General features: G+C 44.5%; 16 protein-coding genes. 12 read left to right on the forward strand and 4 right to left on the reverse strand.

Features of this window, described 5'->3' with window-relative positions; genetic code table 11:
• Positions 1 to 54 precede the first annotated feature (54 nt).
• Entirely contained in the window at positions 55 to 1,614 is a 1,560-nt protein-coding gene (gene garD / locus RHO15_05090; protein ID WVD64883.1) for a galactarate dehydratase, read from the reverse strand.
• A 373-nt stretch (positions 1,615 to 1,987) separates the two neighbouring features.
• Here garD and RHO15_05095 point away from each other — a divergent pair, with 373 nt between their 5' ends.
• The 6 genes from RHO15_05095 (at position 1,988) to RHO15_05120 (ending at position 9,196) form a co-directional block, all read left to right on the forward strand.
• Positions 1,988 to 3,325 carry an MFS transporter gene (locus RHO15_05095; protein WVD64884.1) on the forward strand — a complete coding sequence of 446 codons (1,338 nt, stop codon included), beginning with the start codon at positions 1,988 to 1,990 and terminating at the stop codon, positions 3,323 to 3,325.
• A 58-nt stretch (positions 3,326 to 3,383) separates the two neighbouring features.
• Positions 3,384 to 4,721 carry an enolase C-terminal domain-like protein gene (locus tag RHO15_05100; protein WVD64885.1) on the forward strand — a complete coding sequence of 446 codons (1,338 nt, stop codon included), beginning with the start codon at positions 3,384 to 3,386 and terminating at the stop codon, positions 4,719 to 4,721.
• A 33-nt stretch (positions 4,722 to 4,754) separates the two neighbouring features.
• Entirely contained in the window at positions 4,755 to 6,089 is a 1,335-nt protein-coding gene (locus tag RHO15_05105; GenBank protein WVD64886.1) for an enolase C-terminal domain-like protein, read from the forward strand.
• 75 nt (positions 6,090 to 6,164) lie between these two features.
• The gene (garL, locus tag RHO15_05110; protein ID WVD64887.1) at positions 6,165 to 6,938 is read left to right on the forward strand and encodes a 2-dehydro-3-deoxyglucarate aldolase; all 774 of its coding nucleotides are present in this window, start codon (positions 6,165 to 6,167) and stop codon (positions 6,936 to 6,938) included.
• 17 nt (positions 6,939 to 6,955) lie between these two features.
• Positions 6,956 to 7,837, forward strand: a complete 882-nt coding sequence (garR, locus tag RHO15_05115; protein WVD64888.1) for a 2-hydroxy-3-oxopropionate reductase — start codon at positions 6,956 to 6,958, stop codon at positions 7,835 to 7,837.
• Positions 7,838 to 8,020: 183 nt separating this feature from the next.
• Entirely contained in the window at positions 8,021 to 9,196 is a 1,176-nt protein-coding gene (locus RHO15_05120; protein ID WVD64889.1) for a glycerate kinase, read from the forward strand.
• Between the two features lie 17 nt (positions 9,197 to 9,213).
• Here RHO15_05120 and nsrR read toward each other — a convergent pair whose 3' ends face one another.
• From nsrR to hcp, 3 genes are all read right to left on the reverse strand, one after another.
• Entirely contained in the window at positions 9,214 to 9,630 is a 417-nt protein-coding gene (gene nsrR / locus RHO15_05125; GenBank protein WVD64890.1) for a nitric oxide-sensing transcriptional repressor NsrR, read from the reverse strand.
• Positions 9,631 to 9,707: 77 nt separating this feature from the next.
• Positions 9,708 to 10,739, reverse strand: coding sequence for an iron-sulfur cluster-binding domain-containing protein (locus tag RHO15_05130; protein ID WVD64891.1), 1,032 nt, complete (start codon positions 10,737 to 10,739; stop codon positions 9,708 to 9,710).
• Between the two features lie 63 nt (positions 10,740 to 10,802).
• Positions 10,803 to 12,473 (reverse strand): hydroxylamine reductase, encoded by a 1,671-nt coding sequence (hcp, locus tag RHO15_05135; GenBank protein ID WVD64892.1) that lies wholly within the window; start codon positions 12,471 to 12,473, stop codon positions 10,803 to 10,805.
• A gap of 310 nt (positions 12,474 to 12,783) precedes the next feature.
• Between hcp and treR the strand changes: the two genes are divergently transcribed.
• The 6 genes from treR (at position 12,784) to RHO15_05165 (ending at position 21,867) form a co-directional block, all read left to right on the forward strand.
• Positions 12,784 to 13,746: a trehalose operon repressor TreR gene (gene treR, locus RHO15_05140; GenBank protein WVD64893.1), complete on the forward strand. Its 963-nt coding sequence runs from the start codon at positions 12,784 to 12,786 to the stop codon at positions 13,744 to 13,746.
• Positions 13,747 to 14,033: 287 nt separating this feature from the next.
• On the forward strand, positions 14,034 to 15,461 hold the full coding sequence (gene treB, locus RHO15_05145) for a PTS trehalose transporter subunit IIBC (protein WVD64894.1): 1,428 nt from the start codon (positions 14,034 to 14,036) through the stop codon (positions 15,459 to 15,461).
• A 12-nt stretch (positions 15,462 to 15,473) separates the two neighbouring features.
• Complete coding sequence (treC, locus tag RHO15_05150) at positions 15,474 to 17,177, forward strand: alpha,alpha-phosphotrehalase (protein WVD64895.1); 1,704 nt, start codon at positions 15,474 to 15,476, stop codon at positions 17,175 to 17,177.
• A 384-nt stretch (positions 17,178 to 17,561) separates the two neighbouring features.
• Entirely contained in the window at positions 17,562 to 18,398 is an 837-nt protein-coding gene (locus RHO15_05155) for a PRD domain-containing protein (protein ID WVD64896.1), read from the forward strand.
• Positions 18,399 to 18,494: 96 nt separating this feature from the next.
• The gene (locus RHO15_05160) at positions 18,495 to 20,435 is read left to right on the forward strand and encodes a beta-glucoside-specific PTS transporter subunit IIABC (GenBank protein WVD64897.1); all 1,941 of its coding nucleotides are present in this window, start codon (positions 18,495 to 18,497) and stop codon (positions 20,433 to 20,435) included.
• Between the two features lies 1 nt (position 20,436).
• A complete protein-coding gene (locus RHO15_05165; protein WVD64898.1) occupies positions 20,437 to 21,867 on the forward strand; it encodes a 6-phospho-beta-glucosidase in 1,431 nt (476 codons plus the stop codon).
• The last annotated feature ends 22 nt before the right edge of the window (positions 21,868 to 21,889 follow it).

Consider the following 21,889-nt stretch of genomic DNA (forward strand, 5'->3'; position numbering starts at 1 on the left):
ATCGAGATCGCCGCCCTTTTTAACGGCGGCTCAGATTATCTGAGATTAAATAGGTTAGGTCACCGGTGCAGGATTAAAAATAGCCAATGGATTGTGTAATCCCCAATGATCAGACCAAGGTATGTGTTGACCACTGGCCACGGCAATAATCAGATGAAATAGTTGCCAGCCGATATCCGCAATAGATGCTTTGCCCAGCGCTATATCGCCAGCACTAATATCGATAAGATCAAACCAACGCTCGGCAATCTCATGACGACTCGCCATTTTAATGACCGGAACCATAGCCAGACCATATGGCGTACCGCGACCTGAGGTAAAGACTTGTACTGTGATGCCGGATGCAACTTGCTGTGTGCCACAAATAAAATCACTGGCAGGCGTTGCGGCAAAGATCAGGCCTTTTTGAGTCGGGCGTTGACCTGGCGATAATACCTCAACGATCGGACTGGATCCTGATTTAGTAATCGATCCCATGGCTTTTTCAACAATATTATTTAATCCGCCTTTTTTATTCCCTGGCGTGGTGTTAGCACTACGATCAACCTGTCCCTGCGCCAGATACTCATCATACCACTGCATTTCTCTAATGAGCGCCTCACCAACAGCACGATTAGCTGCTCTAGGTGTTAGTAGATGGATACCGTCTCTCACCTCAGTGACTTCTGAAAACAATACCGTTGCGCCACATCTTACTAGTAAGTCAGTAGCGAAGCCGACCGCGGGATTTGACGTAATACCCGAAAAAGCATCACTTCCTCCGCACTGCATACCAACTACTAATTCAGACACCGGCACCGTTTCCCTGCGGCGGCGGTTAAGACGTACCAGATGGCGTTCAGCGACATCTAAAATATGCGTGACCATTGAAGCAAAACCATGATGCCGTTCATCTTGTAAACTGATGATATCATCACTTTCAAGCACAGTAATCGGGATGCTGTCGATGGTTCCTTGTAATAAATGTGCCGGCTGGAGCTTTTCACAGCCTAATCCGACCACCATCACTTCACCCCCAAAATTAGGGTTTTTGGCCAGATTATGCAGGCTTCTGATTGGCATTATTGCGGCGGGGGCATCAATGGCGACTCCACAACCATATAAGTGGGTCAGCGCGACAACCCCATCGACATTCGGATAACGTGGCAGTAGATCACGTTCGATGATTTTAACCACATATTCAACCACGCCAGCTACGCAGTTCACACTCATCGTAATACCTAATAAGTTACGCGTGCCAACCGAGCCATCCTCATTTCGATATCCTTCAAAGGTATAACCCGTTAAGGGTGGTAAATCAGGCGGTATTTTGGTGGCAATAGCCAGATCGTCTAATTGAGGGGCAACGGGCATACGCGTGATTGTTTCGTCAATCCGTTCACCGCGAGCGATTGATGTTAATGCGTAACCAATAATTTCACCATAGCGAATAATGGTGCTATCTTGTGCAATATCGGCTAAGGCTACCTTATGCCCTTGCGCAATATCATCAAGCAGGATTAAACCATCGTCAAATTGAGTGCCTCGCGCTAATCCTTTGTCATTGACGACAATGGCTACATTATCTTGTGGATTAACCTTAATATATAGTGGTCTGGTTAAATTATCGGTCATATATTCCTCTGACTTGTGATGCATGTTTTCAACATAGTAGCGTGTCAGGAGAAATATAACATTGTCATCTTGCACAATATTGTCAGTTTTTAAATGGCTTTTTTTATCAGATTCATCATGTTATGTGATAGCAATCACATAAACTCAGCAAGTAAAACAAAAAGTGTGAAAAGGTTAACCTTTTTTAGGCATTATGCACAAATTAATCTAAATTCAGCGAATTTTTTTCAGTTTATCCTCCAATGATCTTTCTCTTTTTCAGCGCCATACTGATGCCCAATCATATAAAACGTTTCTGAGCAAAAATTAAAAATAGTGCATTGTTTTATATCACGTTAATGCTAAATAAATTTTGACTTTTTAGAGGTTTGATATGGATACAAGTACAATCGTTCTGACCCGCAAGAGAACCAATTTTCGCTGGGCTATCGTGGTATTTCTGTTTATTGTGACCGCAATTAACTATGGCGATCGCGCAACTTTAGGTATTGCCGGTAAAAGTATGCAAACCGCCCTCGGTTTTGATGCTGCCGCGATGGGGTGGGTCATGTCCTCTTTTGGCATTGCTTATGTCATTGGCCAGTTACCCGGCGGCTGGTTACTCGATCGCTTCGGATCGAAGCGCGTCTATTTCTGTAGTATCTTTTTCTGGTCGATCTTCACCTTACTGCAAGGTAGTGTCTACTTTTTTACCGGTGCCTGGGCCATCATTATGCTCTTCACCTTTCGCTTTCTAATGGGCTTTGCCGAGGCGCCATCTTTCCCTGGCAATAGTCGTATTACCGCCGCTTGGTTTCCGGCTAAAGAGAGAGCGACCGCAGTGGCGATTTTCAATTCTGCACAATACTTTGCGACGGTTATTTTTGCTCCAATCATGGGCTGGCTGACCTTTGAGTTCGGTTGGCAAGCGGTTTTCTGGTTTATGGGATTGATTGGCATATTGATCAGTTTTGTGGTGTTGTTGATGATTCGCAATCCGAAGGATCATCCCTTAGCTAACAGCGCAGAGGTTGAGTATATTGCCCAAGGGGGCGGGTTGGTTGATATGGACCAACAGGCTTGTGCTGACGATGAAAAAGCGCAAGGACCTAAACTGAATTATCTTGCTCAGTTATTAAAAAATCGCATGTTGCTGGGCGTCTATTTGGGTCAATACTGTATTAATGTGCTGACCTTCTTCTTTATCACTTGGTTTCCTATCTATTTAGCCACTGAACGCGGTTTAAATATTAAAGAGGTAGGTTTTGCCGCGGCTATTCCGGCCATTTGTGGTTTTGTGGGTGGCTTATCTGGCGGGGTATGCTCCGATTTCTTGATGCGTAAAACCCACTCCCTTTCGATTGCTAGAAAGACACCGATCGTCATGGGGATGCTGTTTTCGATGACGATGATTTTTTGCAACTATGTTGATTCGGTTGTCTGGGTGATTGCCTTTATGTCAATGGCCTTTTTTGGTAAAGGATTTGGCGCATTGGGTTGGGCTGTAATGGCCGATACCGCGCCTAAAGAGATCTGCGGTCTGGCGGGTGGCTTATTCAATATGTGTGGTAATGCGTCGAGTATTATTTCACCGATTATTATTGGTTACATTGTGGCGATAAGTGGACGCTTTGAATGGGCGCTGGTGTTTGTTGCTGCGCACGCTCTGCTGGCCGCGTTTAGCTTCTTGTTTATCGTTGGACCAATTAAGCGCATGGAATTAAAAAAGTAGTCATTTGAATTCAGTCATTTCAATACAGTCATTTAATACAATGAGTCGAGGTCAATCTATGCATTCACAATCTGTACCTATCATCCAGTCGATGCAGGTTATTCCTGTGGCTGGCTGGGATAGTATGCTGCTCAATATCGGCGGGGCACATAGCCCGTTTTTTACCCGAAATATTGTGATTTTAAAGGATAGCGCTGGCCATACTGGTGTGGGTGAAGCACCTGGCGGAACCACGATTGAGCAGGCTTTATTGCAAGCTACTGCACATGTTGAAGGGCAGCCTATTTCGCTATTAAACAAAATAGTGAACCAGATGCATCAGGGCTATGTGAATACTGATTATGATAGTTTTGCGCAGGGCGCCTGGACCTTTGAGTTACGGGTTAATGCGGTTGCAGCGCTTGAAGCGGCTTTACTGGATTTAATGGGACAGTATTTGGGGGTACCGGTCGCAGAGCTATTAGGGGCAGGTCAACAGCGCGACCGTGTGCCGGTTTTAGGTTATCTGTTTTATATTGGTGATGCGCAAAAAACCGATCTGCCTTATGACACCCCGCTGACTAATCAGCATCACTGGTATAATTTGCGCCGCCGCGCTGCAATGACTCCCGAGGCGATAGTCGATTTAGCGCAGGCTGCGCAAGATCGCTATGGATTTAAGGACTTTAAATTAAAAGGCGGTGTCTTTGCGGGCGAAACAGAGATTGATACCGTCAAGGCGCTGAAAAAATACTTTGCCGATGCTCGCATCACTGTCGATCCCAATGGGGGTTGGTCACTGCAGCAGGCTATCGAACTCTGCCACGGATTAAACGATATATTAACCTATGCCGAAGATCCTTGTGGCGCCGAACAGGGCTACTCTAGTCGTGAAGTGATGGTCGAATTTCGGCGTGCTACCGGTATTCCTACCGCGACCAATATGGTGGCGACCAACTGGCGCGAGCTCGGCCATGCCATGCAATTACAATCCGTCGATATCCCGCTGGCTGATCCTCATTTCTGGACACTTACCGGCGCCAGTCGAGTGGCGCAGCTCTGTCATGAATGGGGACTCACTTGGGGATGTCATTCAAATAATCATTTTGATATCTCGCTGGCCATGTTTACCCAGGTCGGCGCTAGTGCACCCGGTCAGATTACGGCATTAGATACTCACTGGATATGGCAGGAGGGACAAGCCCGTTTAACAAAAGATCCGCTGCAAATCGTCGATGGTCATATTCAGCTCAATGGTAAGCCTGGACTGGGTATCGATATCGATATGGCTGAGATTGAAAAAGCCCATGCACTTTATCAAAAGCTACCCTCTGGCGCCCGTAATGATGGCGTGGCGATGCAGTCTATCATCCCCGGTTGGACCTTTGATCGCAAACGTCCTTGTCTGGTCAGATAACCAATATGTTATTTATTTAATGAGGAAAATAAGATGCTTTCATCTACGCCGATCATTACTGCTATGCAGGTCATTCCTGTAGCAGGGTTTGATAGTATGTTGCTCAATTTGAGTGGAGCTCACTCACCCTACTTCACCCGTAATATTGTGATTTTAAAAGATAGTGCCGGTCATACCGGCTTGGGTGAGGTGCCTTGTGTGGGCTGTGTGACGCAAACGCTGGTGGAGGCGATACCGCTAGTAGTGGGCAAGTCGATTGCGCAGTATCATCATGTGATGAATACCGTGCGCCAAACCTTTGCCGCTCGTGATGTGGGCGGACGGGGAAATCAGACTTTCGATCAACGTTCGACTATTCATGTGGTGACGGCGATTGAAACGGCGATGCTCGATCTGTTAGGTCAGTACTTAAATGTGCCGGTTGCTGCGCTGCTAGGAGATGGTCAGCAACGTGATGAGGTTGAGATGCTGGGTTATCTGTTTTTTGTTGGTGATCGCAGCCAAACCGATCTGCCTTATCAAAGCCAACCCGATGAACAGTGTGAGTGGTATCGTATTCGTCATAATCAGGCTTTAACGCCACAGGCGATTGCCGATTTTGCACAGGCGACTTATGAAAAATATGGTTTTCGTGATTTCAAGTTAAAAGGCGGTGTGCTGTCGGCTGCTGATGAGGCTGAAGCGGTGATAGCGATTAAACGCGCTTTTCCTGATGCCCGGGTAACCCTTGATCCGAATGGCGGCTGGATGCTCGATGAAGCGATTGGGATTGGTCAATACCTGAAAGGCACGCTGGCCTATGCTGAAGATCCCTGCGGCGCTGAACAGGGCTATTCCGGCCGTGAAATTATGGCGGAGTTTCGCCGTGCGACCGGCCTGCCAACGGCCACCAATATGATTGCGACGGATTGGCGTGAGATGGGCCACACCTTGCAATTACAATCAGTTGATATCCCGCTGGCCGATCCGCATTTCTGGACCCTGCAGGGCTCGGTGCGGGTGGCACAAATGTGTCATGAATGGGGCTTAACCTGGGGCTCTCACTCCAATAATCACTTCGATATCTCACTGGCCATGTTTACCCATGTGGGGGCCGCGGCACCGGGAACCCCCACAGCACTTGATACCCACTGGATCTGGCAGGAGGGCAATCAACGTTTAACCAAGTCGCCGCTGCAGATCGTCAATGGCAAAATTAAAGTACCGGCGAAACCCGGCTTAGGGATTGATATCGATATGGATCAAGTGATGAAAGCCCACGAATTATTTAAACAACAAGGATTAGGAACGCGTAATGACGCGATGGCGATGCAATATCTGATTCCTGACTGGCGCTTTGATAGCAAACGGCCGTGTCTGGTACGTTAGGGATTAATTATATTGAGTTGAGCACGCTGCCGATCAGCTTCGCGAGAGGGGCAAGTGGTGTAAAGGAGAACAGAAATGAACACGTTGCGTTGTCATAATCAGTTAAAAGACGATCTATTAGCAGGAAAAACACGGATTGGTTGTTGGGGGGCGCTGGGAAGTCTGATTACTACGGAAATCCTCGGATATGCCGGATTCGATTGGATACTGCTCGATAGTGAGCATGCGCCCAATGACGTTTTATCGCTTATACCGCAATTGATGGCGTTAAAAGAGAGTTCAGCGGCGGCCATCGTCAGACCGGCTTGTAATGATCCGGTGCTCATTAAACGTTTACTGGATATCGGTTTTTATAATTTTTTAATTCCCTTTATTGAGACCGAAGCCCAAGCCAGACAAGCAGTTGCCGCCACTCGCTATCCACCCGAAGGCATCAGGGGCGTTTCGGTTGCACATCGCAGTAATCAGTTTGGCAGAATCAAAGACTATTTCGACAATATCAATCGCTGCATTAGCGTGATGGTGCAAATTGAGTCTCAACTGGCGCTGGATAATTTATCAGCGATTGCAGCGGTTGACGGCGTCGATCTGCTGTTTATTGGACCGAGTGATTTATCTGCCTCGTTAGGCCATTTTGGTGATCCTAATCATCCTGATGTGCAAAAGGCAATTCAATTTGTATTTGATGTAGCAAAAAAACTGCATAAACCCTGTGGTATTCTGGCGCCAGTTGAAGCAGATGCCAGACGGTATATGGCGATGGGGGCGAGTTTTGTTGGTGTTGGCAGTGATGTAGGAATATTACGTGCCCATTCTCAGGCACTGGCTGACAAATATTTGAAATCATAAAACAGAGGAGTGAAATAATGAAAATTGGATTTATTGGCTTAGGAATTATGGGCAAACCGATGAGTCGTAACCTGCTCAAAGCCGGTTACGCATTAGTGGTATATGACAGAAATCATGCCGCCGTTGATGAGATAGTCGCAGCCGGTGCTCAAGCCGCGCATAATATTAAAACGATTGCCCAATCTTGTCAGGTCATTATTACGATGTTACCGAATTCGCCGCATGTGAAAGAGGTTGTTTTAGGTGAAGGGGGCATTTTAGCCTTTGCGCCGTCAGGTACGGTGATTATTGATATGAGTTCGATTGCGCCACTCGCCAGCCGAGAAATCCATGCAGCAGTGATTAAAAAGGGCTTATCGATGCTTGATGCACCGGTGAGCGGTGGCGAACCGAAGGCGATTGATGGCACGTTATCAGTGATGGTTGGCGGTGATAAGGCCGTATTTGATAAGTATGCTGGAATCATGAAAGCCATGGCCGGCTCGGTCGTTTATACTGGCGAGATTGGTGCCGGCAATGTCACTAAACTCGCCAATCAGGTGATTGTTGCCTTAAATATTGCTGCGATGTCAGAAGCACTGATTTTGGCCACTAAAGCCGGCGTGGATCCTGAGCTGGTCTATCAAGCCATCCGCGGTGGACTTGCCGGTAGTACGGTACTCGATGCCAAAGCCCCGATGGTGCTTAAGCGTAATTTTAAACCGGGATTTAGAATCGACTTACATATTAAAGATCTGCAAAACGCGCTCGATACCTCGCATGGCGTCGGTACCTCATTGCCTTTAACCGCGGCGGTCATGGAGATGATGCAAGCGCTGCGTACTGAGGGTTTAGGACAGGCGGATCATAGTGCCTTAGCTTGTTATTATGAAAAATTAGCCAACATTGAAATTCAGTAACTAGACATACAGTCGCATGACAATCATATTGAGCATAATACTGCAATTATCGCAGAGTAGTGTTAAAGTCTTGGGGGCAAGCATAGTCAGGAAACCGGTCATATCTCGTAAATGGATAAATTATCATGATTATCGATTAGCGGTATATGCTCAGTATGGAATAATCGTTGATTAAGGAAAGATATGAAAATTATCATTGCGCCCGACTCATTTAAAGAGAGCTTATCAGCCCTGGATATTGCGAATACGATCAAAGCCGGTTTTTGTGAGATATTCCCCGAGGCCGACTATATCATCAGACCGATTGCCGATGGGGGTGAAGGCACGGTTGAAGCGATGGTGCACGCTTTAAAAGGGGAGATTATCACAACCACCATTACCGATCCTTTAGGTGAAAAAGGGACAGCTTTTTATGGTCTCTCGGGGGATAAGCGGTGCGCAATTATTGAGATGGCCGCCGCTAGCGGACTAGAGCGGGTACCGACTGAAAAACGCGATGCCAAAACCACCACCTCCTACGGCACCGGTGAATTAATTCTTGATGCGTTGGACAAAGGCGCGCGCCAATTTATTATCGGTATCGGCGGCAGTGCCACCAATGATGGCGGCGCAGGCATGTTGCAAGCGCTGGGTGTCAAACTGCTCGATGATGCCGGTCAACAAATCGGTTATGGTGGCAAAAATTTGCGTCAACTGGTACGTATTGATATGCAGGCGATAGATCCACGTCTTGCTGACTGTCAGTTTGAGGTGGCTTGTGACGTCACCAATCCATTGACGGGTCAACAAGGCGCCTCTGCAGTCTTTGGCCCGCAGAAAGGCGCTTCTTGCGAGGACATTGCGTTATTAGATAAAGCACTCAAACATTTCGCCAAGATCATCAAACGAGATTTAGGTCGAGATGTTGAACATATTCCCGGTACCGGTGCGGCGGGTGGTATGGGCGCCGGTCTGCTGGCTTTTTTAAATGCACAGCTCAAACCCGGTATTGAGATTATCACCGAGCAGCTTCAGTTAGCACCGTTGATTCAACAAGCCGATTTAGTCATTACCGGGGAAGGTCGTTTAGATCATCAAAGTCTCAATGGTAAAGTACCTATTGGCGTCGCGACGCTGGCAAAAAAGTATCACAAACCGGTTATTGCGATTGTTGGTAGTTTTGGCGAGAAAGCGGAGAGCGTCTATCCGTATGGGATCAGTGCCATGTTTAGCATTCTTTCACGCATATCGACGCTAGAGTCAGCATTACAACCTCAAACGACCAAAGATAATCTCTTTTTAAGTGCTAGAAACATTGCCGCCACTTTAAAAATGGGCTATCAGTTAGGTCAACATGAGTATTATCAAAAAGTAAGATGATAATCCCTAGGTAACGGTTACAGTAAATTAATCAGTTTAGGGTTATCATCCACCAGATCGGCGAGGGTATATTGTGCTAATGCTTGTAAAAAAGCTTTTTTGGCGTCGCTGAGATAACCTTTTAAACGGCATTCAGGGCTAATATGGCAAAAAGAGAGATGACAATTTAAAATTTCGAGCGGCTCTAATAATTTGATAACCTCACCGATATTAATTTGTGCAGCGGGTTTTTGTAAGCGGATCCCCCCATTTTTACCGCGAATCGTTTCGATATAACCAAGTTGACCGAGCTTATGTACCACTTTGACCAGATGATTTCTAGAGATATGGTAACGTTGGCTGACAGTGCTAATGTTGGTCAGGGTATGTTGATCTAAAGCGGCTAGATAGATCAGCACACGAATACCATAATCAGTAAAACTGGATAACTGCACGTAAACAATCCCTCATTCTATTTATTGCCACTTACCTTATATAATCGACTAATCTAAATCAATCACTGTGTATTGACTTAGATTAGTGAAATCTCTACATCGCTTTTAATTTTACCCACGCAAGCTAGGCGATAACCTTGTGCGATCTCTTCTTGAGTAAGGGCTAGCATATTATCACTACTTACATCACCCTGTTCAACCTTACATTTGCAAGCGCCACAAACACCGGCGCGACAAGCAGCAATAATGGGTAATTGTGCCGAGCTTAAAACGTCAAGTAATGTATCTTCTAACTGAGCAGTTTGATTAATATTAAAGGCCGGAACCTGCACTGTTACTGCTGATGGTGTGGCTAAGTTATCATCGTTAGCCGTCGATGAGATCGTAAAATATTCATGATGAAAATGAGCCATATCGAAAGCCTGCTCAACGAGTAATTGCTTAAGCTCGGCGGTGAATTTTCCTGAACCACAAACAAACAGCGTATACTCTTTGGCTAGTTGGGGATAGTGTGCATCGATAAATGCTGAAGTGATACGACCCACTGAACGGGTGCTGTGTGGCTGATCGGACGTACAACTTTTTAGTCTGAGATGATAATTAAAAGTTGTAAATTCGTGAGCTAGTTCCATCAATTGTTGATGAAAGATAACGTTGTGTTCATCTTTAGCACAATGCAAAAATTCAATCGCAGGTGGATTAGCCTGTTTCAGTAAATATTCCGTCATCGACATGACCGGTGTAATGCCACAACCAGCACTAATAAATAGTACTTTACGGCGGAACGGGTGATCAATGATATTAAAATCCCCAGCAAACCCATTTAGTGTGACTTGCTGGCCTGGTTTTAAATGATCAATCAGCCAGTTTGAAACAATCCCTTGTGGTGCTCTTTTAATGGTTAATCTTAAGATTGGACTATTGGGTTGTGAGCTCATGGAATAAGCTCTAACATAGGTCTTATCGTCAATGGTGACGGCTAATAAAGCGTATTGCCCTGGTTTAAACGAAAAAAATGGCACGGATTTGGCAGTGAAATAAAAACTTTCGCAGTCTACGGTTTCTGCATGTCTAGCAGTTAAAGTAAGCGGTAGAGGATAAAAAGACATAATCGCTATTCCTTTCGCCACCGATCAAGGTCGGTGGCGTTATAATGTCATACTATTTATAATTTAAGCGACTTTTGCCGATAGTATTGTTGCTAAATCCGAATCGGCATCCGTTGTCATGCGTATATCAAACTCAGATTGTAAGAACGAGAGTAAATTATCGGTTAAAAAAGCCGGCATTGTCGGACCAGTATAAATGCCTTTGACGCCTAAAGAAAGTAATGTTAGCAAGATGACAATGGCTTTTTGCTCAAACCAAGATAAAACCAAGGTGAGGGGGAGTTCATTCACACTACATTTAAAGGTCTCAGCTAAAGCCAACGCCAGCTGAATGGCAGAGTAAGCATCATTACATTGACCAATATCTAATAAACGCGGGATGCCATGAATATCACCAAAATCCTGTTTATTAAAACGGTATTTACCACAGCCTAAGGTCAAAATGACGCTATCAGTGGGGACTTTGCTAGCCATATCGGTATAGTAGTGACGTTCTGCTTTACCGCCATCACAGCCACCAATTAAGAAAAAGTGGTTAATATGGCCTGCTTTAATCTCTTCAATCACCGTTGGTGCAACATTCATCAATGTATTGCGTGCAAAACCAATCGTAATAAAATGTTCAATTTGTGAATACGTAAATCCAGTTTGATTAAGCGCACTATCGATAACCGCGCTAAAATCATCGCCTTCAATATGGGTCACGCCAGGCCAGCCCACAATACTACGGGTAAAGATACGATCAGCATACTGACCAACAAATGGATTAATAATACAGTTTGAGGTCATCACGATAGCGCCTGGGAAATTGGCAAACTCATGTTGCTGGTTCTGCCAAGCGCTGCCGAAATTACCGACTAAGTGTGGGTATTTCTTAAGTTCAGGATAGGCGTGAGCCGGTAGCATTTCACCATGAGTATAAACATTGATGCCTGTGTTCTGTGTCTGTTCTAGAATCAAACGTAAGTCATGAAAATCGTGACCTGATACTAAAATGCACTTACCCGCTATTGGCTGCGTATTGACTTGAGTCGGCGTTGGGTGGCCGAAAGCGGTAGTTTCACCTAAATCAAGCATCTGCATGACTTGATAGTTTAAACGTCCGATATCCAAAGAGAGCGTGACTAAGGTATTGAGGTCGTTAGGATTATTACCTAATATTGTCATAATTCGATGATACTCGGCTGAAATATCATCCCGCACTTGGCCGAGTACTGCTGCGTGTTCCATATAGGCTGCAGCACCTTTCAAGCCATATAAAGCCAGTAATCTCGCACCAAGAATATCAGCATCAACCTGCTCATGACCACAGTTTAAAGCCACCAATGGTGCAAGTTCAAGTAGCTCTGCTTTATTGGTCGGATAGGTCATTTTCGCGGCATAGGTGAGTGGGGCTAACGGGCGTTGGGCTTGCTGAGCGGCGGCAACGACTTGCTGCTCTAATAATAGCGCGTAATGGTTGGCTTCGATGATATAGCTTAAGATTCTTTCTGGATCAAAGTTAACATTAGTTAATGTTGAGAAGAAACTCTGGCAGCACCAGCGGTCAATCTGGCGATTGATCAGCTGATACTGTCGTCCCTGATTGGCCCAGAAGGAGACCCGTTGTAGGGCGGCGACTAAAATATCTTGTAGATCTGATACCTCAGCGGTTTTGCCACACATACCTTGAGCATAGCTACAGCCTTTAGCGGTTGGTGTGGTTATTGTTTGCTCACATTGAATACAAAACATAGTTGCTTCCTTTAATGATTTTTTCGTAAATAGATAACCTCTTAAACATGTATATAAAATACATGTTTAAGAGTGACTTTGTAAAGACAATTTTTAATATCGGAAGTAATACCTTGATGTAGCATAAATCCTTAATCACAGCGAATTGCTTAAGTCGTCGGTGATAATGTGTTCCGCTAGTTTATAGATTTTGATTCTATGCTATGATAACGCGGTAAATTTCCTGTATTTATCGCTGCTACTTGAGTGAGGTGGTCGTGTCATCTTATGAATAAAGTGAATAGTTAAAAAGAGTAACTGATTAATAACCATGCAAAATTTAACGATTAAAGATATTGCCAAACTTTGTGGTGTAGGTAAATCGACGGTTTCCCGTGTCATTAATCACGATCCGAATGTGAAAGCGTCAACGCGTGAAAAAGTATTGGCTATTATTGCCGAGCAGCAGTTCTCACCGTCAAAATCAGCACGGGCGATGCGCGGTTATCATCATCAGGTGATTGGTATTATGGTGACGCGCTTGGATTCATACGCTGAAAATCAAGCTGTTCGTGCCATGCTACCGATACTTTATCAGCAGGGTATTGATGCCATGATTGTCGAGTCACAATTTAACCATCAACAGGTTAAAACACATTTAAAAATGTTACAGAGTCGTCAGGTCGATGGATTAATCACCTTTGCTTTTTCTGATCTTGATACCACATTATTTGCACCTTGGCAGGATAAGGCACTATTTATGGCCAGAATTATCAATCGTTTTCCATCAATCTGTTACGATGATGTCGGGGCGGTATACCAAGTTCTTAATTATCTTTATACAGTAAAACAGCATCGCAATATCGGTTTTCTTGGTGTGCAGTTGACGGACTTAACGACGGGAAAATTGCGTTATCAAGCATACCAACAATTCTGTCAGCAGCATCAATTGGCTTGTCATGCGCAGTTAGGTGATCTTGATAGCCAAAGCGGTTATCTACTTGCTAGCCAACTGTTAGCCACGAATCCGACAGCCATTGTTTGTGCAACCGATAGTTTAGCATTAGGACTTGGTAAATATCTGCAAGAGAATCAAATTCATACCGTTGAGGTCTGTAGTATTGGTTATAGTGAGTTACTCAAATTTTTATATCCAGCCATTTTATCTGTTGATCTGGGTTTTTATGCCTCGGGTCAGATTGCCGCAACCAGCTTACTACGCCTCCTCGCTGGCGAGGATATTCCCCAACATACCATTATTAGCTCTAAGATGTCGAGTCAGCACGTCTGCTGATGATAATATCTGATTAGGTTAATCTTAACCTTGCTGAAAAAGCGAGAAATTGTCAACTGCGTTGTATGAGACCTTCAGGATTAAAATCAACCCTATTGTTTAATTCTAGTATCGATTAAAAGTCAGAATATGTGATACTACTCACATTAAGGGAACGTTCCCATTTAGATTGTCTCTGATTTGATTTATAGTGTATTCATGAGTCAAAAGTATTGATTTGATTATTGAACTGACTTTTGATCGCGCCTGAGACAGCTTAAATCAATCACGTAAGGAGTGGCATTACTATGGTGGAAAAAAGAGTTATCGATCCCGAGATCCTAAGCCAGTTGATTCAATTGATTGGCGGTAGAGAAAATATTGTTAATGTCACGCACTGTCTGACCCGCTTGCGGTTTGTGCTTAATCATCCAGAGCAGGCGGATATTGAGGCTATCAAAGCATTACCGCCGGTGAAAGGGTGTTTCGTACAAGCTGGACAATTTCAGGTCATTATTGGCACCGATGTTGAACACTACTACAAAGTCTTAATCCAGCAATTAGGTCTCACTGAAGCCAGTAAAGAACAAGTTAAAGTGGCGGCTAAACAGAATATGTCCTTTTTTGAAAGATTGATAGCCAATCTGGCTGAAATATTCGTCCCATTGATTCCCGCGTTGATTGCCGGAGGCCTGTTGCTGGGTCTGCGTAATGTGATTGGTGAAGTCCAGTTTAGTCAGCAAAAAACCTTGATTCAGCTCTATCCATGGATGAATACCCTCTATGATTTTTTATGGTTGCCCTGTGAAGCGATTTTCCATTTTTTACCGGTGGCTATCTGCTGGTCAGCGACCCGCAAAATGGGTGGCACGCCGGTGCTAGGTATTGTGTTAGGCATCACTTTAGTGTCTCCGCAGCTGATGAATGCCTATAATATCGGTATTTCAGTGCCGCAAGTGTGGCATTTTGGTCTGTTTTCGATTGAAAAAGTCGGCTATCAGGCGCAGGTGATCCCCTCTATTTTAGCCGGGCTGTTTTTAGGCTGGTTTGAGGTTCGATTAAAACGCATTATTCCCGATTATCTCTATTTGGTGATCGTACCGATTTTGGCCTTAATGGTGGCGATTTTCCTTGCCCATGCTTTAATTGGCCCGTTTGGTCGCCTGCTAGGTGATGGTATTGCTTATGTGGTTAAACTACTGATGACCGGTAGCTTTGCGCCAATTGGCTCGGCGCTGTTTGGCTTTTTGTATGCACCGTTGGTGATTACGGGAATTCATCACACTACACTGGCGATTGACCTGCAAATGACTAATAGTATCGGTGGTACGCCTTTATGGCCGATTATCGCCTTATCCAATATCGCGCAAGCATCAGCCGTGGTTGGGATTATTTTGATAAGCCGTAAATACAATGAGCGCGAGGTATCGATCCCCGCCGCCATCGCCGCTTATCTTGGCGTCACTGAACCGGCCATGTACGGTATCAATTTACGTTATAAATTTCCGATGCTCTGCGCTATGATTGGTTCGGCTGTGGCGGGATTACTGTGTGGCCTGTTTGGTGTGCTATCGAACGGGATTGGCGTGGGCGGATTGCCGGGAATTTTAGCGATTCAGCCGATGTTTTGGGGGATTTATATTCTAGCGATGCTGATTGCGATTATTATACCTGTTGTCTTAACGATGTTGGTTTATCGGGTAAAACAACGTCGTGGTACTTTACAAGCTAATTAAGAGAGAGAACCGATGACTAAACAATTTTCACAACCGCTATCCCCCTCATCTTCACCGGCGTGGTGGAAGACTGGTGTTGTTTATCAAATTTATCCGAAAAGTTTTCAGGATACTACTGGTAATGGTATGGGCGATATTCAGGGCATTATTCAGCGTTTAGATTATTTAGCTGAGCTTGGTGTTGCCGCGATTTGGTTAACGCCCATCTACCTTTCGCCGCAAATCGACAATGGTTACGATATTGCCGATTACTATCAGCTCAATCCTGATTACGGTACGATGGCTGACTTTGACGAGTTGGTGGCAAAAGCCCATCAACGCAATATTCGTATTATGATGGATATGGTACTTAATCATACCTCTACCGAGCACCCTTGGTTTAAGTCCTCGTTAGATAAGCAGAGCCCTTATCGCTCGTTTTATATCTGGCGTGATGGCAAAGCGGATGGCGGATTACCGAATAACTGGCAATCTAAATTTTCCGGGCCGGCCTGGCAGTGGCATCCAGAAAGTCAGCAGTACTACTTACATCTGTTTGCGGTGCAGCAGGCGGATCTAAACTGGGAAAATCCGCAAGTTCGCGATGAAGTAAAACAGGTCTGTCAATTTTGGATCGATAAAGGCGTGGATGCATTACGACTCGATGTGATGAATTTAGCCTCCAAACAGCAGGATTTTCCCGATGATGATCAGGGGGATGGGCGGCGCTTTTATACCGATGGGCCGCGTATCCATGAATTTTTACAAGAGCTCAGCCGTGATGTCTTTCAGCCAAATCAAACGGCGACTGTCGGCGAGATGTCTTCAACCACGCTGGCGCACTGTCAGCAATATGCCTGTTTGACCGGACAAGAGCTGTCGATGGTATTTAACTTTCATCATCTTAAAGTGGATTATCCGCAAGGCAATAAATGGACAGTGGCGAACCCCGATTTTATTGAGCTGAAAAAGATCTTTAAAACCTGGCAGCAGGGGATGCATAATCAGGCCTGGAGTGCGCTATTTTGGTGTAATCATGATCAGCCGCGCATTGTCTCGCGTTTCGGTCATGAGCAGCAGTACCATACCGCATCGGCAAAAATGTTAGCGATGGTGCTACATGGTATGCAAGGTACCCCTTACATCTATCAGGGTGAGGAGATTGGTATGCTCAATCCCCATTTTAGTGAGATTGAGCAGTATCGTGACATTGAAAGTCTCAATATCTACGATCATTTACTGGCTGAAGGCGTGCCAGAAGCACATATCATGGCGATTTTAGCGCAAAAATCACGGGATAATAGTCGAACACCAATGCAGTGGGATAGCAGTCAATATGCTGGATTCTCAGTGAATACGCCGTGGATTGAGATAGGTAAAACCGCCAAACAGATTAATGTTGCCAATGCCCTGGCTGATAAACATTCGACATTTTACTGTTATCAACGCTTAATTAAGCTGCGCCAACAGTATGCGATTTTTACTTGCGGTGATTTCACGGAGCTGAGTCCCAATAGTCAGGATATCTGGCACTATCGTCGCCAATTTGAAGAGACCACCTTGCAGGTCATCGCGAATTTAACCGATCAACCGCAATTATACTGTCTGGCGGACTATTGTCAGCTGGGAGATTGGCAGACGCTGTATCGTAACTATCCTGATACGCTTAGCCTGACTGATAAGATCGTGCTTAAGCCTTATGAAGCTCACTATTTATATCGTGAAACACAACATTAAGCCGATAAATATATCCTTGCTCAGCGATGTAGGCAGTGGCTTGAATATCGCTTGCTAACTCGTCGCACTGGTTGGTATTCGACAATCGTTGCTTCAAGCCGGTATCGCTGACTTTGAGAATACTAACCCTAGACGCTGATTCTGTCAGCGTTTTTGAAGGGTATCAGGCCTTAAGCTTATCGTCTTAGTGGTCTGAAATATGTTATTTATTCGTGCTTCGGCTCACTTTACATTTTTGAGCAAAATGATATATTAACCTTATCAATGTAGTAAGATTGGATGGTAACTGTTTCAATACAGGCTAGACCTATTTACGCCACCGATAACGCTTTTGCGGTTTGTCGTGTGGTGGAATAGGTCTTTTTTGTTTTTGGGGATACATCAATGAAAATCATCAAAGTTATCAACAATAATGTGGCCTTAGCTGAAAATGAGCGTGGCAAGCAGGTGATCATCAAAGGTAAGGGCATCGCTTTTAAGCGACAAAAAGGTGAGTATGTCGATAAGCAAGTGGTTGAACAATTTTTTCATCTATCCGACCGCGAGACCTTTGCTCGTTTTGAAGAATTACTCACGCAGATGCCGCTCGCCTATCTTGAGCTGGCGATAGAGATTGTTGAACAATCGAAATTGGTGCTGGGCAAGAAACTCAATGAGAGTATCTATTTATCTTTAGCCGATCATTTATACAATACCCTGACCCGAAAAAAAGAAGGGATTGAGCTAAAAAATGCCTTACTGTGGGAAATTAAACGTTTTTATCCTGACGAGTATGAGATCGGTAAACGCGCATTAATCTCGATTCAACAGACCTTCGAAATGACGCTCGCTGAAGATGAAGCCGGTTTTATTGCACTACATTTTGTCAATGCGCAGTCGCAAGATGGTAGTATCGATACGTTTAAAATGACGCAGCTCATGCAAGATATGTCGAATATTGTGCGCTATTTTTTCAATATTAATTTGAATGAGGAGTCGGTCTACTATTACCGATTTATTACCCATTTAAAATTTTTTGCGCAGCGTATTGTGACCGAAAAGACCTACAATAGTCAGGAAGATCCTGATATGATTGTTTTTGTACAGAAAAAGTATCCGCAGGCCTATGCTTGTGTTGAAAAAATGACAGCGTTTTTGAATCATAACTATCACTATCGTCTTTCTGATGAAGAGCGCTTATATTTAACGGTGCATATTCAGAAGGTGATAAGTCAACAATAACAAGAGTAACAAACCCAGCAATCGCGCGTTAAATTTTTGGATAGTGACATTCAGTTGGCTAGACCTTCAAAACGTAGGTTTAATTTGGAGGCAAAAATGGCAGATTATACACAGTTAGCAAGCAAAATCATTGCAGAGGTGGGCGGTAAAGAGAATATTATCAGCTTAACCCACTGTATTACCCGATTAAGGTTTCAGTTAAAAAACGATCAGGCCGCCCATGACGATATCTTAAAAAATATGGATGGCGTGGTGACTGTGATGAAATCCGGTGGCCAATATCAGGTGGTTATCGGTAACCAAGTGGCGGATGTCTATAGTGCCGTCATGCATCAATTAGGCAGTCTTGATGAGCAAGCGGCCGAGGCTGACAATACCAAAAAACAGAAAAAACTCAATCAGCTTATCGACCTGATTTCTGGCATTTTTCAGCCGGTTTTAGGTATTATGGCGGCTGCTGGCATGCTAAAGGGTTTGAACATTCTAGTCAGTGTAATGGGCCTATATCCCGATAGCAGCGGCGTTTTTAAGATCATCAATGCGATGAGTGATGCGCTGTTTATGTATTTACCGGTCTTTCTGGGATATACCGCAGCGAAAAAATTTAAATTAAATCCGTTTATCGGCCTGCTGATTGGTTTGGGACTCTGTTATCCCGGACTACAACTGGCACAAATTGAAACGACAAAACAACCGCTATACACCCTGTTTGAGCATACGCTGTTTTCGTCACCGATCTATTTAGATTTCTTTGGTATTCCGGTTATTACCATGAATTACACCTCAACGGTGTTACCGGTTATCTTCATTGTCTATATTGCGGCTAAGTTTGAAAAGCTATTTAATCGCATTATTCCCGATGTGATTAAGTTTTTTACCGTGCCGATGTTAACCCTGCTCTGTGCTATGCTGCTGGGTTTAATTCTGATAGGCCCGGTTGTGACGTTTGTTTCCGCCTTAATCGCTGAAGGGATATTACTTGTGCGAGATTTTAGTCCCATGTTGGCAGGTGCCTTAGTTGGTTTTTTCTGGCAAATTATGGTGATTTTTGGCGTGCATTGGGGGCTGATTCCAGTGTATATCAATAATATTATGACACTAGGCTATGATAACGTGATGATGCCATTCTTTGCCACCACCTTTGCACAAACGGCGGTGGTGATTGCGATTATGCTTAAAACCAAAAACAGAAAATTAAAACAGCTCTCTTTTCCTGCTGCTGTATCGGCCTTCTTTGGCGTCACTGAGCCAGCGATTTACGGCATCACGCTGCCACTGAAAAAACCGTTTATTATTAGCTGCATTGCTTCTGCAATTGCCGGTGCCTATTACGGTTATGCCAATTTACGCGAATATATCTTTGGTGGTATTGGTATTTTTGAATTTCCGGCCATGATCAATCCGCAAACGCAAGGCATGGGCGATATTGTGGTGGGATTAATTGGGATTGCGATTGCGATGCCGATTGCCTTTGTCGCTACACTGCTTATGTTTAAAGATAAAGATGATACGCTCGATAATACGCATACTTCCGCCGATACCGTTGCGGCAGCGGCCACTCAGCAAAGCTTAAATAGTATGACGGTCTACAGCCCGCTTGCGGGGCAGGTCATACCACTGAGCCAAATCGAGGATGCGGCTTTTGCACAAGGACTGTTAGGTTTAGGTGTGGGTATCAAGCCTGCTAAAGGTGAGGTTGTGGCACCTTTTGATGGCCGCGTTTCATCGCTATTTCCCACCAAGCATGCGATTGGGCTACTTTCTGATGAGGGGGCTGAAGTGTTAATTCATATCGGTCTTGATACGGTGCAACTCGATGGACAATACTTTGATAGTTTTGTCGCCGCCGGTGACAGGATTGTAAAAGGACAAACATTGATCTCATTTGATCAGCAGCAGATACAGGCTGCGGGATTCTCAACGGTGACACCGATCATTATCACCAATTCAGACGATTATTTAGATATCTTACCGACCGATAACAGTGAGATTTCAGCGGGACAAATACTCTTAAAAGGCTTAGTTAAGGAGAAATAAGATGAGTTTTCCAAAAGATTTTCTATGGGGTGGTGCAACTGCGGCCAATCAGGTTGAAGGTGGGCTGATGGAAGATGGGCGTGGCTTAGCCAATGTCGATTTGTTGCCGTTTGGTGAACAGCGATATGCGGTTATGGCAGGTACCCGTAAAATGCTACAGTTTGAAGCGGGTTATGACTATCCGGCAACGCGGGGAATCGATATGTATCATCGTTATCAAACGGATATTGCGCTGTTTGCCGAGATGGGGTTTTCGGTTTACCGCTTCTCAATCTCTTGGACACGTATTTTTCCGCAAGGTGATGAAGCACAGCCCAATGAAGCCGGACTGCGTTTTTATGAAAACATGGTGGATACCTGCTTATCTTATGGTATCACTCCCTTAATCACGATCTCGCATTTTGATTGTCCGATTTATCTGGTCGAAAAATTCGGTGGTTGGCGCAATCGACAGATGATCGATGCCTATTTACGGTTATGTGAAGTGTTATTTATTCGTTTTAAAGGAAAAGTGCGCTACTGGATTACCTTTAATGAAATCAATATGCTGCTGCATGCGCCTTTTATGGCCGCTGGACTGGTATTTGATGAACATGAAAATCAGGAACAGGTAAAATATACGGCAGCCCATCATGAGTTAGTAGCCAGTGCACTAGCCACTAAGCTAGCCAAAAGTATCGATAATCATTACCAGATTGGTTGTATGATTGCGGCCGGGGAAAACTATCCCAATACCCCCAACCCAGCCGATATTTGGGCGGCTAAAGAGATTGATCGTGAAAGTTTCTTTTTTACCGATGTACAGATCAACGGCTACTATTCGAACTATGCCTTGAAAACACTGGCACGAAAAGGTATTAAGTTGCCGATCATCGGCGATGATGCAGATATCTTACGCCAGCATACCGCTGATTTCTTAGGTTTTTCATATTACTCCTCTAGTGTGGCAAGCAGTGATCCTAAAATCAATGAAACCCGAGAGGGAAATTTATTTCCTACCTTAAAAAATCCTTATTTGGCGGCCAGTGAGTGGGGCTGGCAGATCGACCCACTCGGTTTTAGAATCACGATGAATACCCTCTATGATCGTTATCATATTCCGTTATTTGTGGTGGAAAATGGCTTAGGTGCCATTGACACTGTCGAGCCGGATGGCTCGATTGATGATGACTATCGCATCATTTATTTGGCCCAGCATATTCAGGCTATGAAAGATGCCATTGAGCAGGATGGGTTGGAAATTTTGGGCTATACGACTTGGGGCTGCATTGATTTAGTGTCGGCTAGTAGCGGTGAAATGAAAAAACGCTATGGCTTTATTTATGTTGACAGCGATAATCATGGCAAAGGTACTTTTGAACGGAAACGGAAAAAATCGTTCTCATGGTATCAAAAAGTGATCGCTTCTCATGGTGAAGATTTATCCAACTGATCAGATCGATTTCAGGCTGATG

The organism is Orbaceae bacterium lpD01 (assembly GCA_036251705.1).
Lineage (GTDB): Bacteria > Pseudomonadota > Gammaproteobacteria > Enterobacterales > Orbaceae > Utexia > Utexia brackfieldae.